The organism is Methylobacterium sp. UNC300MFChir4.1, assembly GCF_900110155.1.
Classification (GTDB): domain Bacteria; phylum Pseudomonadota; class Alphaproteobacteria; order Rhizobiales; family Beijerinckiaceae; genus Methylobacterium.
This window is the reverse complement of the sequence record NZ_FOCS01000006.1, coordinates 89,711-102,798: the sequence shown is the minus strand read 5'-3', so window position 1 is coordinate 102,798 and position 13,088 is coordinate 89,711. Positions and strand designations below refer to the sequence as shown.

The window sequence follows — 13,088 nt, the reverse complement described above, 5'->3', positions numbered from 1 at the left end:
GCCTGCCGGGACCGGCGATAGCCGCCGGAATCCGGCCGGGCAAAGATCCCGCGCCGCGGGGCTGACCCGCGCGGCTGGCCGCGCGCCCGGCGATCCGGCAGACTCGGTCCCGGTGACCGGGCCCGGTGATCCGGCGGGCCGGCACGAAAGTGGCAGGGGCACCGGCGGGCCCGTCCCGGGGACCGGCGCTCGGGGAGGCGTAGCGATGGACCGCGTGTCCGCCATCTCAGCAGCTGTGCGCGCGCAGCGCGGCCGGGTCGAGGCCCTGTTCACGGAGCTAGCCCGGTGCGGCCGGACGGAGCCCGGGTTCACCCGGCCCTCCTACAGCTCGGAGGAGACCGCGGCGCACGCGGCGGTGGCGCGCTGCGCCTCCGATCTCGGCCTCGCGATCGCCCGGGACGCTGCCGCCAACACCGCCATGACGCTGCCGGGGCGGGACCGAACCCTGCCTCCGATTCTGATCGGCTCCCACCTCGACACCGTGGCCCAGGGCGGCAACTTCGACGGCGCCGCTGGCGTGGTGGCCGGGCTCGCCGCCGTCGCGGCCATCCGCCAACTCGGCCTGGAGCCGGAGCGGGACATCTCTGTCCTGGGCATCCGCGCCGAGGAGAGCGTCTGGTTCCAGGTCTCGTATATCGGGAGCCGTGCGGCGCTCGGAGCCCTGCCGGACGGGGCGCTCGACGCGGCCCGGATCGACACGGGCCTCAGCCTCGCCGACCACATCGCCCGGGAGGGTGGCGACCCGGACGCGTTCGCCCGCGGCCCGGCGGCCTTCGACGCAGCCGCGATCCACGCTTTCCTGGAGGTGCATATCGAGCAGGCGCCGAGCCTCGAGGAGGCCGGGATCCCGGTCGGACTGTGCACCGGGATCCCCGGCAACGTCCGCTATCCCGACGTCCGCATCGCCGGCCGCTACGACCATGTCGGGACGCCGCGCCGCTTCCGGCGCGACGCGGCCATGGCCGGGGCCGAGATCGCCCTGGCGCTGGACCGGGTCTGGGCGGGGCGCGAGGCGGCCGGGTGCGCGATGGCCGTCACCTTCGGCCGGTTCCACACCGACGCCGCGGCGCACGGCCTGACCACGGTCCCGGGCGAGTTCCGGTTCAGCCTCGACATGCGGGCCTACGCGGCCGCGGTGCTGGCGGAACTGGAGGCGGCGTTCCTGGCAGCGGTGGCGGAGGTGTCCGACCGCCGCGGCGTGACGGTGACGCTGGGTCCGCGCGCCGAGGCGGGCGTCGGCGCCGTCGCGCCGCGGATCCGTGACGAGTTCGCGGCGGCCGCGGACGCCCTCGGCATCGCGACGCGGCCCCTCGGGAGCCCGGCCTCTCACGACGCCGCCGCCTTTGCGAAGGCCGGCGTGCCGATGGCGATGCTGCTCGTGCGCAACGCCAACGGCAGCCACAATCCCCGCGAGGCTATGGCGATCGACGACCTGCTCGACGCAGTGGCGATCCTCACCGCGTGGCTCGTGGCGGAGACCTGCGGCGCCTGACCGGATGCGCGTCGACCGGCGAAGTGCTCGTCGGGTCCGCCACCGCACCGACAGGTCCGAGGCTCCGCAGGACGTTCGCGGAGCGCCGGGAGGCGCCGCGCTGTACGCGGCGGGCCGTCCGATGCGGGCCCAGTCGTCTGGCCGGGCCGGCGATGAGGCCCGCTAGACCTGCCACACGGTCGGCGCGGGCCGTCAGCGTCGGACCAGCGTGAACGTGAGGTCCTTTGCGACCGACCACCAACGGATGTTGCCGTCGTGGACGGCCCGGTAGGTCCCGGAGGTCACCAGAGCGCAGAGGCGCTTGAGCGCCTCGAGGCGCGAGGCCGACCTGTAGACGGCTTCCCGCTCGTCGAGCTGGTGCAGCGCGCGCTGCAGCGACCCGACCGCGCGGTCCCGATCGAAGAGCGGGAAGGCTCCCGCGGTCGCGTCCGGCAGACGTATGACGATCCGGATCATCGCGGCGGTCGCGTACCGGGAGGGATCCGATCCGCCGGCCGCGCTCCTGGGCCTGGGATGCCGCACGCGCGTCCCGTCGCCGAACAGGTTGTTGCCGTGCTGGCGGTAGCGGACGAGCGGGACATCGATCTCCACGACTTGCCCGACGACTTGCCCGACGACTTGCCCGACGACTTGCCCGACGACTTGCGCGAGGAACGTCACCCACCGATCGTGCGCGATCATCGCGCTCGGCACGATGAAATCGATGAAGCGGTCTTCGATATCCCATAGGTCAGGAGATCGCGGCGGAAGACGATCGAGAAGCCGAAGAACGTCAGCCAGGGATCGTAGCTCAGCGGCGGCTTCACGCCATCGCGCTGGATCCCCTGCGAGAATAACCGGAGCGCGCGGTTGCCCGCGTCGACGCTCAGGGCTGTGTGGGCGATCATGGACACGGCGCGATCATCGATGTGGCGCGAGCAAAGCTCGATCTTCCTCGGGTCCCAGATGTCGTCCTGATCGCAGAAGGCCACGAAATGCCCGCGTGCGCGCAGCGCTTCGCACAAGAAACTGTCCCGAAAGCCCAGTGCGGGCGAGTTTCGGAATATTCGAATTGAAATCTTGCTTGAGGGCACAAATTATTGAACAATTTCAAGGGTATTCTCGGTCAATTTGTGGTCTGAGAGGATGATTTCCAGCGGGCGCACGGTTTGCGCGACGAGGCTGTGCAGCTGCTCGCGGAGGAACGCGGAACCATTATGTGTTGCGATGACGACCGATATACTGTGTTCGTATCGCATCATACCCTTTCAGATCGGAGAGCAAAGCAGTATCACCAAGTGATGAGGATAATATTGCCGCCACTGTGACTGCGCCTTCGAGCCTGCGCGACGGCAGAGAATGCGCTCCCGGGCTCGACCGCGCCATCGCCCGCTGACAAAGTTGAACATTGCGCGGCTCTGGACGGCACACGCGGTCTGTCCGCTCTCTACGTGCGCCTCTTTCATACCGGGCACTGGCTGGATGTGCCGTGGCTCGCCGTCAATGGAGGACTTTCCGTCGATACGTTCTTCACGTTGAGCGGCTTCGTCCTTGCCCGTGCTTACAAGGATCGAAGGGACCGGCTGTCCAACATGGACTTCCTTTTGCAGCGTCTCGTCCGGTTGATGCCCGTCATCGCGCTCTCGCTCCTCATCAGCGCGCCGTATGTCGCGCTGCGAAATTCCATGACGTCCGGCGCCACCTACGCCAGCCAGATCGTCGTCGCCGTCCTTCTCGCGCTCCTCAACATCCCCTACTTCCATGCCCCGCCGCGGATCGGCGGTCCTCAGGTCTTTCCATTAAACGGCCCACAGGTCTCGCTGTTCTTCGAGATCGTGGCCAACGCGTTCTGGTGGTCGATCCGATACCTCAAACCGGTTTACGCGTCGGCATCTCTCTACATCGTGTCCGCTTGCTTCGTCATGACCGTGTGAATCGACGGCGATCAGACGGATAACTTCATGGGCGGATTCGGCCACGTCGGGTGGTCCTTCTTCGTCGGTGTCTTCTGCTACCAGATCAAGGATCTGCTCGCTCGGCGGGCCAACCTGACGCCGGTCTTCTACGTCCTGCTCGTCGTGATGGTGATCATCTTCACCATGCCGTACGAACTGAACCACACGCAGCGGATGCTCTGGAAGCTGCTGCTGGCCCCCCTGCTCGTCGTCGGCGGATCGTCCAGCACCCTGTCGGACCCGCTGAAAGACCTCTCGACCCTCGGCGGAGACCTATCGTATCCGATCTACGCCCTGCATTTTCCGATCTTCTCGTGGATCCACGGCCTGTACCAGAAGCTGAGCGGCGGGAAGTCGGCCGCGATCGAGGCCGCAACGCTCTTCGCAGCGACGTTGATCTTGAGCTACCTGGCGCTGCGCTTATACGACCGGCCGATACGCACCTATCTCACGCGCCTGCTCAAGGCGTCCCGAAAGCCGATCATCCCCCGGATCGATCGCCGGTGTCGAGAGCGGCCTGATGGCCTCTGAAGGGGATCATCGTGGCTGCGGCGCAGGGCGCGGCGTGGCGGAAGCGCCGGTCACCTCCGGCGTGATCGAACGCGCGCCGCGTCCCTGAATACGGTCCCTCCCTTCGGACCGTCCCTGCAGGCCGCGGTTATCCGCGACGCCTCACCGCACCGACAGGGTGCGCGGCAGGTCGGACAGGGGCTCGACCCCGTCTGCGGTGACGATGACGGTCTCCGAGGCGCCGACCGTCCAGGCGCCGTAGCGGCGCAGGGTGGCCGGCAGGTGGAAGACCATGCCGGGCTCGATCGGCCGGTCCTGTCCGGTGAAGAGCGAGAGCAGGGCACCCTCCCCCCAGTCCGGCGCGAAGGCGACGCCCATCGAGTAGCCGATCCGCTTGCGGAAGGCCGGGCCGTAGCCCGCCGCGTCGATCACGGCCTGCGCCGCCGCGTGCGGGGCGGCGCAGGGATGGCCGGGCCGGATCGCGGCGAGCGCCGCGTCGAGAGCGCGCAGGGCGCAGTCCATCATCCGCGACGCCTCGATCGGCGGCGGACCGATCCAGACGCTGCGCATCAGCGCCGCGTGGTAGCGGGCGTGGCTGCCAGCGAGCTCGAGGAAGACCGCGTCGCCCGGCTCCAGCCGGCGCCGCCGCCACGTCATGTGCGGCAGACCGCTGCGCGGTCCCGACGCGACCAGGGGCTCCATCGCCATGGCCTCGGACCCGGCGACCGTCGCGGCCGCCAGCATGGCGGCGGCGACGGCGTTCTCGTCGGTGCCGGCCGCGCAGGCGTCGAGCCCCGCGGCGAGACCGGCCTGCGCGTACCGGGCGGCGGCCCGGATCGCCGCCAGTTCGGCCGCCGACTTCACTGCCCGCAGGGGCGCGAGCAGTCCGGATCCGTCGGGCAGCGGGCCGCTTCCGAGGGCGGCGTCGATCCGCGCCGCGAGCGCCGGCGCGACGAACCAGCCGTCCCGCTCCAGGGCCGGCCGGGCGACCCCGCGCCCGCGCACGAGGGCCGCCAGGGCCGCGGCCGGGTCGGCGCCGTCCGGGTAGGCCCGGATGTCGTCGAGCCACGTGTTGGCGGCCGCGCCCGGCAGTTCGAGCTGCCGGACCAGGAGGGCCGGGTCGCCGTCCACGGGCACGAGGAGCGCCTGGAAGGCGAAGTAGCCCGCCGTCTGGCGGCCGGTCAGCCAGTAGATCGTCTCCGGGCCGGTCACCACGAGGGCGTCGTGGCCGGCACCCGCGATGGCGGCCCGGGCCGCCGCCTGCCGGGCGGCGAACTCCGCCTCCGGGAAGGCCGCCTCGCGGCCGCGCAGCTCCGTGAACTCGTGCATCGCGCCGCCCTCGTCCCAGACTTCGCTCAGACTTCGCTCAGACTTCGCTCAGGCGCCGGATGATGCCCTGCTTGAAATTCTCGAGATGGGCCGCGATCGCGTCCGCCGCCGCCGCCGCGTCCTTGGCCCGCAGGGCGGCGACCACCGCGAGGTGCTCGCGATGGACCGCCTCGAACCGCTCGGGCATCCGGCTCAGGTTGAACATCTGCGTCTTGAGCCGCAGGTCCTTGATCGTCTTGGCGAGGGTCGCGTTCTGGCTGTGCTCCGCGATCAGGTCGTGGAAGCGCCGGTCGACCTCCCAGTTGCCCGGCGCGTCCGGGTCGCCCGCCGCCAAGAGTGCCTCCATCTGACGCTGCAGGTCCGCCAGCACCGCGTCGGCGATGCGGCCGGTGGCCAGCGAGACGCTCTCCCGCTCCAGCAGGCGGCGGACATGCAGGATCTCGATCAGCTCGCGCAGGGAGAATTCCTTGACCACGAGCATCCCGCCGGGTTGCCGCTCGATCAGCCCCTCGGTCTCCAGCCGCGACATCGCCTCGCGGGTCGGGGTCCTGGAGATGTCGAGCATCTCGGCGAGGCGGCGCTCGTGCAGCACGGTGCCGGCCGGAAGGTCGCGGCGGACGAGCATGTCGAGCAGGCGGTCGTAGGCCATCTGGCCGAGGCTCTGCTCGCGCCGTGCACTGAGCGCCGTCGTGTACGACGCGGCGTCGAGGGTCTTCATGGTGTCCTCCCGGAGCGGCCGGCTCAGCCGCTCCCCATTCTTGTTCTCGCGCGTCCGCCGTGCCCGCTCACATGGCGGGCGTGCGGATCGGCTCCTTCGGGGCCGGATCATAGCCGATCAGCGGGGTGACGAGCTTGGCGTAGGTACCGTCCGCGACCATCTCGCCGAGCGCCTTGTTGACGGCGGCGTGCAGGTTCGGCTTGCCCTTCTTGATAGCGAAGCCCTTCTGGACCGTGCTCAGCGGGGTCTCGATCATCACCAGGGGCAGCTTGCGCGCCTTGATGGCGTAGTTGCCGGCCACCGCGTCGTTGATCACCGCGTCGATGTTGCCGCCGACGAGGTCCTGCATGGCGTCCGCGGCCGTCTTGTAGCTCTTCAGGGTGGCGCCGTTCTCCTCGGCGAGCTTGCCGAAGGTCGAGGCCGAGAGGGCGCCGACGTTGCGGCCCTTGAGATCCGCCGGCCCCTTGATGCCGGTATCCTTGCGGGTGACGATCCGCGCGCCGGATTCGAGCCACCCGTCCGCGAAGGCGACCTGCTTCTGTCGGGCGGGGGTGATGTCCATCGACTCGCTGGTGATGTCGTACTGGTCGGCCATCAGGCCCACCAGCAGGGCGTCGAACTTGATGTTGACCGGGCTGTACTCGAGCCCGAGCCGGCGGCAGACCTCGCGCATGACCCGGACCTCCAGCCCGTCGAGCTCGCCGCTCGGCGTGCGCATGCTGAAGGGCGCGAAGGTGCTGTCCGTCGCCACGATCAGCTTGCCGGGCTCGATCAGCTCCAGCTTGCCCTCGGCCGCGCGGGTCGCGGGGGCGGCGAGGATCCCTGCGCCGAGGCTGGCGCAGAGGGCGGCGAGGGCGAGGACGTGGCGGCGGTTCATGGCGGTCTCCGGTCTCGGGACGGGGCGGGAAGGATCGGCCGCGGCCCGTCCCGCGGCGGGGGGCTCAGGACAGGCGGGCGTAGCGCCGCTCGAAATAGGCCGAGAGCTGCGACAGGATCGACGTGAGGCCGAGGTAGATCAGCGCCGCCGCGATGTAGAAATCGAACGGCCGGAAGGTCGTGGCGATCATGAGCTGCGCGTAGAGCGTCAGCTCCACCACCGTGATCGTCGACAGCAGCGAGGTGTTCTTCACCGCCGAGATCGCCTCGTTGGTCAGCGATGGCAGGATCATGCGGAAGACCTGCGGCAGGACGATGCGCACCATCATGATCCGCGGGTTCATGCCGAGCGCCAGCGCCGACTCGATCTGGCCCCTCGGGATCGCCGCGAGGCCGGCCCGGATGGTCTCGGCCACGTAGGCGCCGCTGCTGACGCCCAGCGCGATGATGCCGGCGGTCACGGGCGAGAGCTTCACCCCGATCTGCGGCATGCCGAAATACACGATGAAGACTTGCACGAGGGTCGGCGTGCCGCGGATGAACCAGACGTAGAAGCTCGCCAGCGCCCGGAAGGGCGCGAAGGACGAGCGCTTGCCCAGCGCCCCGAGCAGGCCGCAGGCCCAGCTCACCAGGATGCTCGCCACCGTGACGCCGAGCACCACTAGGGTCGCCGAGAGGAAGCCGGGGCCGTAGGTGACGACCTCGTCCGAGAGGGTGATCCACCACTCCTGCAACGCCGCGACGCTCATCGCTGTCCCTTCTCCCCGGTGATGGGCCGGCGGCTCACGCCGTCTGTCCCGGCGCGGCGGGCTGGTGCAGGACGCGCCGGAGGAACTGGCGCAGCCGCTCGCTCCGGGGCGCGCTGATGATGGCGTCGGGCGGCCCGTCCTCGGCGATCACGCCGCCGTCGAAGAACAGGGTGCGGGTGCCGACATCCCGGGCGAAGGCCATCTCGTGGGTGACGAGCAGCATCGTCATCCCGTCCGCCGCGAGGGAGCCCATCAGCGCCAGCACCTCGCCGACCAGCTCCGGATCGAGGGCCGAGGTCACCTCGTCGAACAGCATCACCTTGGGCGCCATCGCCAGGGCGCGCACGATCGCCACGCGCTGCTGCTGCCCGCCTGAGAGCTTCGACGGGTAGGCGTGCCGCTTCTCGTAGAGGCCGATGCGCTGGAGCAGCGCCTCCGCCTCCGCGACGGCCTGCCGGCGCGGCATCCGCCGCACCCGGATCGGCGCCTCGATGACGTTCTCCAGCACGGTCATGTGCGGCCAGAGATTGTAGCTCTGGAAGACCATGCCGATCCGCGCCCGCAGCTCGCAGAGCTGCTGCGGCGTCGGCTGGCGGCGGGCGCCCTGCTCGTAGTCGAAGGCGAAGCGCTCGAAATCCATGAAGCCGGAGGTCGGCGTCTCCATGAGGTTCAGGCAGCGCAGGAACGTGCTCTTGCCCGAGCCGCTCGCACCGATGATCGACACGACCTCGCCCTCGTGGATGTCGAGGGAGATGCCCTTCAGGACCTCGTTGGTGCCGTAGCTCTTGTGCAGTTTCCTGATCTTCAGGAGCGGGGGCGCGGCCGTCTCGATCTGAGCCATCGTCGAACCTGATATCGTGCGATCACGGCGCAGATCAATGCTTCGATCAGCGTGCAGAACGCGTTACGTGACTGTGTTATTGTGCATCAAATCTCTCAATGTGGAGATTTAATTTTTCATCCGGCGACGTTTTACATTGCCAAGCTGGATGGGATGCCTTAGCAGAGCCGGTATACCGCCGGCATTCAAGCGGTATTTTTGAGCATGGCTGCCTCCGACATGGTCATCGAGCTTCCGGACCCCGGTATTCCCTTCGCGACCGCGCCGGGCGCGTGCCTCATTGTTCAGCCGATGGACCGGGTCGGACCCGCGCGGCAGCCGGCATGACCCGGCTCGCGATCGATTCGGATCTCTGCGCGGGCCTGTTCGCCGAGCTCCTGAGCTTCAGCCAGGACGCGCCGGGCGTGACGCGGGCGGCCTACGGCGTCGGCGAGGAGCGCGCCCACGCCCTGATGCGAGCCACCGGGCTGGCACTCGGGCTCGCCGCCGAGACCGACGCGGCCGGCAACCTGTTCCTGACGATGGCGGGCCGCGACCCGGCACTGGCGCCCTGGATGGTCGGCTCGCACGTCGACACGGTGCCCCACGGGGGCAATTTCGACGGCGCGGCGGGCGTGATCGGCGGCCTCGCGGCCGTGGAGGCCCTGCGCCGGGCTGGGATCGTGCCGGCGCGTCCCGTGACGGTGGCGGTGTTCCGGGCCGAGGAGAGCGTGTGGTTCCCGGCCTCCTACGTCGGCAGCCGGGCCGCGCTCGGCCTGCTGCCGCCGGAGGTGCTCGACCTGCCCCGCGCCGATACCGGCCGGAGCCTGCGCGACCACATGGCCGAACTCGGCCTGTGGCCGGGGGCGGTGGCGCGGGGCGAGCGGCTCCTCGATCCGGCGCGGATCCACGGCTTCGTCGAGATGCACATCGAGCAGGGCCCGGCGCTGGAGGCGGCCGGGCTCCCCGTGGGCTTCGTCACGGCGATCAGCGGCAGCTTCCGCTACCGCAAGGCGGCCTGCTTCGGCCGCTACGGCCATTCCGGCGCCGTGGCGCGGGGCGAGCGCAGCGACGCCGTCTTCGCCCTCGCCGACCTGATCACCGGCCTGGACGCGCTCTGGGGCGCGCTCGAGGCGGAGGGATGCCCGGCCACGATCACGCTGGGCGAGGTCGCCACCGACCCGGTCCAGCACGCCTTCGCCAAGATCCCCGGCGAGGTCCGCTTCTGCCTCGACGTGCGCAGCACCGAGCCGGCCGTTCTCGACCGGGTCGAGGCGGCGCTCGCCGAGCATATCGCCGACATCGAGGCCGCCCGCTCGGTACGCTTCGTGCTGGGCGAGCGCACCGGCAGCACGCCGGCGCGGATGAGCGCCGCGCTGGTCGAGGCCCTGTCGGGCCACGCGCGCCGGCTCGGGACGCCGTTCCGCACGATGGCGAGCGGGGCGGGGCACGACACCGCGACGCTGGCCGGCCAGGGCGTGCCGAGCACGATGATCTTCATCCGCAACCAGAACGGCAGCCACAACCCCGACGAGGCGATGCGGATCGAGGATCTCCGCGCGGCCGCGACCCTGGTGGCCCACCTCGTCGCCGAAGCCTGACCCCGCGCGCGAGAAAGGATGCACCGATGATCGTCGATCTGAACTGCGACATGGGCGAGGGCTTCGGCGTCTACCGCCTGGGCGACGATTCCGAGATGCTGACCGTGGCGACCTCGGCCAACATCGCCTGCGGCTTCCACGCCGGCGACCCGCTGGTGATGCACGAGACCCTGAGCCGTGCCGCCGCGAACGGCGTGCAGGCGGGCGCCCACCCGAGCTTCCTCGACCTCTGGGGCTTCGGCCGGCGGCCGATCCACGGCGAGCGCCCGGCCGACATCGAGAAGGCGGTCCTCTACCAGGTCGGCGCCCTCCTGGCGCTGGCGCAGGATGCCGGCTGCCCGGTGCGCCACGTGAAGACCCACGGGGCCATGGGCAACATGGCCAACGAGGATGCCGACCTCGCCCTGGCGGTGGCCCGGGCGATCCGCACCCTCGACCGCGACCTGATCTTCGTGGTCATGCCCGGCCTGGAGACCGAGCGGGCCGGCGAGAAGCTCGGGCTGCCGATCGCGCGCGAGATCTACGCCGACCGCGCCTACGCGGATGACGGCACTCTGGTCTCGCGCAAGCTCCCCGGCGCCGTGCTGCACGATCCCGAATCCGTCTCGGCGCGCGTGGCGCGGATGCTGGAGGACGGGGCGATCACCTGCCTGTCCGGGCGGCGCATCCCGACGCGGATCGACACGGTCTGCGTCCACGGCGACACGCCCGGCGCCGTCGCCATGGCGCGCCGCCTGCGCGATGACTGCGCCGCCAAGGGGATCGCCCTGCGCCCGATGGCCGAGGTGCTCGATGTCTGAGGCCGGCTACCGCCTCCTCGATAGCGGCGACCGGGCGCTGACGGTGGAACTCGGCCGCGCGGTCGACCCGGCCGTCAACGCGCGGGTCATCGCCCTCGACGCGGCGCTCCGCGGCGCCGCCCGCCCCGGCCTCCTGGAGACCGTGCCGACCTACCGCTCGCTCCTCGTCCTCTACGATCCGGACCTGCTGCCCCGGGACGACCTCGTCGCGCTGATCGCCGCGCACTGGCCGCCACCGGACGGGGCGGCGGGGGCGCTGCGCCGCTGGCGGGTGCCGGTCCATTACGGCGACGAGCACGGCGCCGACCTCGCCGACCTCGCCGCCGGGGCCGGACTCAGCCCCGAGGAGGTGGTCGCGCTCCATGCCGGCCGCGACTACCGCGTCTACATGATCGGGTTCGCCCCCGGCTTCGCCTATCTCGGCGGCCTCGATCCCCGGCTCCACGCGAGCCGGCGCACCGATCCCCGGCCCAAGACCCCGGCGGGCAGCGTCTCGATCGGCGGCAACCAGACCGGCGTCTCGCCGCCCCTGGAGCTGCCGAGCGGCTGGCAGCTCATCGGCCGCACGCCCGCGCGCTCCTACGATCCGGCCCGGGCCGAGCCGTTCCTGTTCGCGGCCGGCGACCTGATCCGGTTCGAGCCGATCGACCGCGCCGCCTTCGACGCCCTCAGCGAGGCCGCCCGCGCCGGCGAGACCGTCGCGACCCTGGAGCGGATCGATGCCTGAGGGCCTGCGCGTCATCGCCCCCGGCGTGGCCTCGACCCTGCAGGATGCCGGGCGGCCGGGCTACCTGCGCTACGGCATCTCGGGGTCCGGCGCGATGGATCCCGACCTGCTGGCCCTGGCCAACGGCCTCGTCGGCAACCCGCTCGACGCCGCGGTGATCGAGATGGCGATGGTCGGTCCGACCCTCGCCTGCGAGACGGATATCTGCCGCGTCGCCCTCGCCGGCGCGCCCTTCGCGATGAGCCTGAACGGCCGCGCCCTCGACCCGTTCACCGCCCACGACCTGCGGCGGGGCGACCGGCTCGTCCTGGGCGGACCGCGGCAGGGCCTGCGCGCCTGCCTCGCGGTCGCCGGGGGCTTCGCCGTCGCGCCGATGCTCGGCAGCGTGGCGACGCACACCCGCACCCGCCTCGGCGGCCTCGACGGTCATCCCCTGGCCGCGGGCGACCTGCTGCCCCTCGCGGCGCCCGCGCCCCGCGACCGTCCGCTGACCCTGCCGCCGGCCCACCGGCCGACCTTCGGTGGCCCGATCCGGGTGGTGCTCGGGCCGCAGGCCGACGGCTTCACCGAGGACGGCCTGCGGACGTTCCTCTCCGAGCCTTACACCCTCACGGCGCGGGCGGACCGGATGGGCTGCCACCTCGACGGGCCGCCGATCGCCCACGCGGACGGTTTCAACATCGTCTCGGACGGGATCGTGAACGGCTCGATCCAGGTGCCCGGTCACGGGCGCCCGCTGATCCTGCTGGCCGACCGCCACACCACCGGCGGTTACCCGAAGATCGCCACCGTGATCTCGGCGGATCTCGGCCGCCTCGCGCAGGTGCGGCCGGGGGAGACGATCCGGTTCGCGGCCGTCGCTGTCGCGGAGGCCCACGCCATCGCCCACGCCGCGCGAAGCGCTCTGGCCGCGCGGCTGACGGCGCTGGTGCCGGCCGGCGGCGGCGATCTCGACAGCGCGTTCCTGCTGTCCTGCAACCTCGTCGGCGGCGTCGTCTCGGCGCGTGCCCCCGATCCGGCGCCCTGACGGCGCCGCAACCCCCTCTCAACCGAGCCCAGCAAGCAAGAGACCGTCGATGCTCACGCCGTTCCACCTCGCCTACCACGTCACCGACCTCGACGCGGCGCGCCGCTTTTACGGGGGCGTCCTCGGCTGCCAGGAGGGCCGCAGCACCGAGACCTGGGTCGATTTCGACTTCTTCGGCCATCAGCTGTCGCTGCACCTGGGCGAGCCCTTCGCCACCACCCGGAGCGGGAAGGTCGGCGACCACACGGTGATGATGCCGCATCTGGGCGTGGTGCTGCCGCTCGACGCCTGGGAGGCGCTCGCCGGCCGCGTCGAGGCGGCCGGCATCGCCTTCGACATCCCGCCCGTCGTCCGCTTCGCCGGCGAGCCCGGCGAGCAACGCACGATGTTCTTCTTCGACCCGAGCGGCAACCCGATCGAGGTCAAGGGTTTCCGGGATCTGGCCGGCGTCTTCGCGCACTGAGGCGCGTATCCGCGAAGCGGCCCGCCGCCGGAGCGGCGACGG

General features: G+C 71.1%; 12 protein-coding genes and 2 pseudogenes. 7 read left to right on the top strand and 7 right to left on the bottom strand.

Features of this window, described 5'->3' with window-relative positions; translation table 11 throughout:
* Positions 1-205 precede the first annotated feature (205 nt).
* Positions 206-1,492, top strand: a complete 1,287-nt coding sequence (locus tag BMY19_RS10855; protein WP_100251709.1) for a hydantoinase/carbamoylase family amidase — start codon at positions 206-208, stop codon at positions 1,490-1,492.
* Between the two features lie 192 nt (positions 1,493-1,684).
* Here the strand turns inward: BMY19_RS10855 and BMY19_RS31305 are convergent, their stop codons facing one another.
* Both BMY19_RS31305 and BMY19_RS31775 read right to left on the bottom strand, forming a co-directional pair.
* The gene (locus tag BMY19_RS31305; RefSeq protein WP_244534891.1) at positions 1,685-2,152 is read right to left on the bottom strand and encodes a hypothetical protein; all 468 of its coding nucleotides are present in this window, start codon (positions 2,150-2,152) and stop codon (positions 1,685-1,687) included.
* A gap of 17 nt (positions 2,153-2,169) precedes the next feature.
* Positions 2,170-2,730, bottom strand: a pseudogene (locus tag BMY19_RS31775) (glycosyltransferase).
* Between the two features lie 69 nt (positions 2,731-2,799).
* Here BMY19_RS31775 and BMY19_RS31770 point away from each other — a divergent pair.
* Positions 2,800-3,957: pseudogene (locus BMY19_RS31770) on the top strand (acyltransferase).
* A gap of 141 nt (positions 3,958-4,098) precedes the next feature.
* Here BMY19_RS31770 and BMY19_RS10830 read toward each other — a convergent pair.
* From BMY19_RS10830 to BMY19_RS10810, 5 genes are all read right to left on the bottom strand, one after another.
* Entirely contained in the window at positions 4,099-5,265 is a 1,167-nt protein-coding gene (locus tag BMY19_RS10830) for a M24 family metallopeptidase (RefSeq protein ID WP_091978604.1), read from the bottom strand.
* 37 nt (positions 5,266-5,302) lie between these two features.
* Entirely contained in the window at positions 5,303-5,983 is a 681-nt protein-coding gene (locus BMY19_RS10825; RefSeq protein WP_100251706.1) for a GntR family transcriptional regulator, read from the bottom strand.
* A gap of 67 nt (positions 5,984-6,050) precedes the next feature.
* On the bottom strand, positions 6,051-6,860 hold the full coding sequence (locus BMY19_RS10820) for a transporter substrate-binding domain-containing protein (RefSeq protein ID WP_020094491.1): 810 nt from the start codon (positions 6,858-6,860) through the stop codon (positions 6,051-6,053).
* Positions 6,861-6,924: 64 nt separating this feature from the next.
* On the bottom strand, positions 6,925-7,608 hold the full coding sequence (locus tag BMY19_RS10815; protein ID WP_100251705.1) for an amino acid ABC transporter permease: 684 nt from the start codon (positions 7,606-7,608) through the stop codon (positions 6,925-6,927).
* Between the two features lie 34 nt (positions 7,609-7,642).
* Complete coding sequence (locus BMY19_RS10810; RefSeq protein WP_100251704.1) at positions 7,643-8,449, bottom strand: amino acid ABC transporter ATP-binding protein; 807 nt, start codon at positions 8,447-8,449, stop codon at positions 7,643-7,645.
* 323 nt (positions 8,450-8,772) lie between these two features.
* Between BMY19_RS10810 and BMY19_RS10805 the strand changes: the two genes are divergently transcribed.
* The 5 genes from BMY19_RS10805 to BMY19_RS10785 are packed head-to-tail and all read left to right on the top strand — an operon-like array spanning position 8,773 to position 13,046.
* Complete coding sequence (locus BMY19_RS10805; RefSeq protein WP_100251703.1) at positions 8,773-10,029, top strand: Zn-dependent hydrolase; 1,257 nt, start codon at positions 8,773-8,775, stop codon at positions 10,027-10,029.
* A gap of 26 nt (positions 10,030-10,055) precedes the next feature.
* Positions 10,056-10,829 carry a LamB/YcsF family protein gene (locus tag BMY19_RS10800; protein ID WP_100251702.1) on the top strand — a complete coding sequence of 258 codons (774 nt, stop codon included), beginning with the start codon at positions 10,056-10,058 and terminating at the stop codon, positions 10,827-10,829.
* Entirely contained in the window at positions 10,822-11,556 is a 735-nt protein-coding gene (pxpB, locus tag BMY19_RS10795) for a 5-oxoprolinase subunit PxpB (protein WP_100251701.1), read from the top strand. Before BMY19_RS10800 ends, pxpB begins: the two co-directional genes overlap by 8 nt.
* The gene (locus tag BMY19_RS10790) at positions 11,549-12,583 is read left to right on the top strand and encodes a 5-oxoprolinase subunit C family protein (protein WP_100251700.1); all 1,035 of its coding nucleotides are present in this window, start codon (positions 11,549-11,551) and stop codon (positions 12,581-12,583) included. Before pxpB ends, BMY19_RS10790 begins: the two co-directional genes overlap by 8 nt.
* 49 nt (positions 12,584-12,632) lie before the next feature.
* Positions 12,633-13,046 (top strand): VOC family protein, encoded by a 414-nt coding sequence (locus tag BMY19_RS10785; protein WP_020094484.1) that lies wholly within the window; start codon positions 12,633-12,635, stop codon positions 13,044-13,046.
* The last annotated feature ends 42 nt before the right edge of the window (positions 13,047-13,088 follow it).

Coding starts and splice junctions, on each gene's coding strand:
- BMY19_RS10855 (WP_100251709.1), top strand. CDS start 206: ATGGACCGCGTGTCCGCCATCTCAGCAGCTGTGCGCGCGCAGCGCGGC.
- BMY19_RS10830 (WP_091978604.1), bottom strand. CDS start 5,265: ATGCACGAGTTCACGGAGCTGCGCGGCCGCGAGGCGGCCTTCCCGGAG.
- BMY19_RS10825 (WP_100251706.1), bottom strand. CDS start 5,983: ATGAAGACCCTCGACGCCGCGTCGTACACGACGGCGCTCAGTGCACGG.
- BMY19_RS10820 (WP_020094491.1), bottom strand. CDS start 6,860: ATGAACCGCCGCCACGTCCTCGCCCTCGCCGCCCTCTGCGCCAGCCTC.
- BMY19_RS10815 (WP_100251705.1), bottom strand. CDS start 7,608: ATGAGCGTCGCGGCGTTGCAGGAGTGGTGGATCACCCTCTCGGACGAG.
- BMY19_RS10810 (WP_100251704.1), bottom strand. CDS start 8,449: ATGGCTCAGATCGAGACGGCCGCGCCCCCGCTCCTGAAGATCAGGAAA.
- BMY19_RS10805 (WP_100251703.1), top strand. CDS start 8,773: ATGACCCGGCTCGCGATCGATTCGGATCTCTGCGCGGGCCTGTTCGCC.
- BMY19_RS10800 (WP_100251702.1), top strand. CDS start 10,056: ATGATCGTCGATCTGAACTGCGACATGGGCGAGGGCTTCGGCGTCTAC.
- pxpB (WP_100251701.1), top strand. CDS start 10,822: ATGTCTGAGGCCGGCTACCGCCTCCTCGATAGCGGCGACCGGGCGCTG.
- BMY19_RS10790 (WP_100251700.1), top strand. CDS start 11,549: ATGCCTGAGGGCCTGCGCGTCATCGCCCCCGGCGTGGCCTCGACCCTG.
- BMY19_RS10785 (WP_020094484.1), top strand. CDS start 12,633: ATGCTCACGCCGTTCCACCTCGCCTACCACGTCACCGACCTCGACGCG.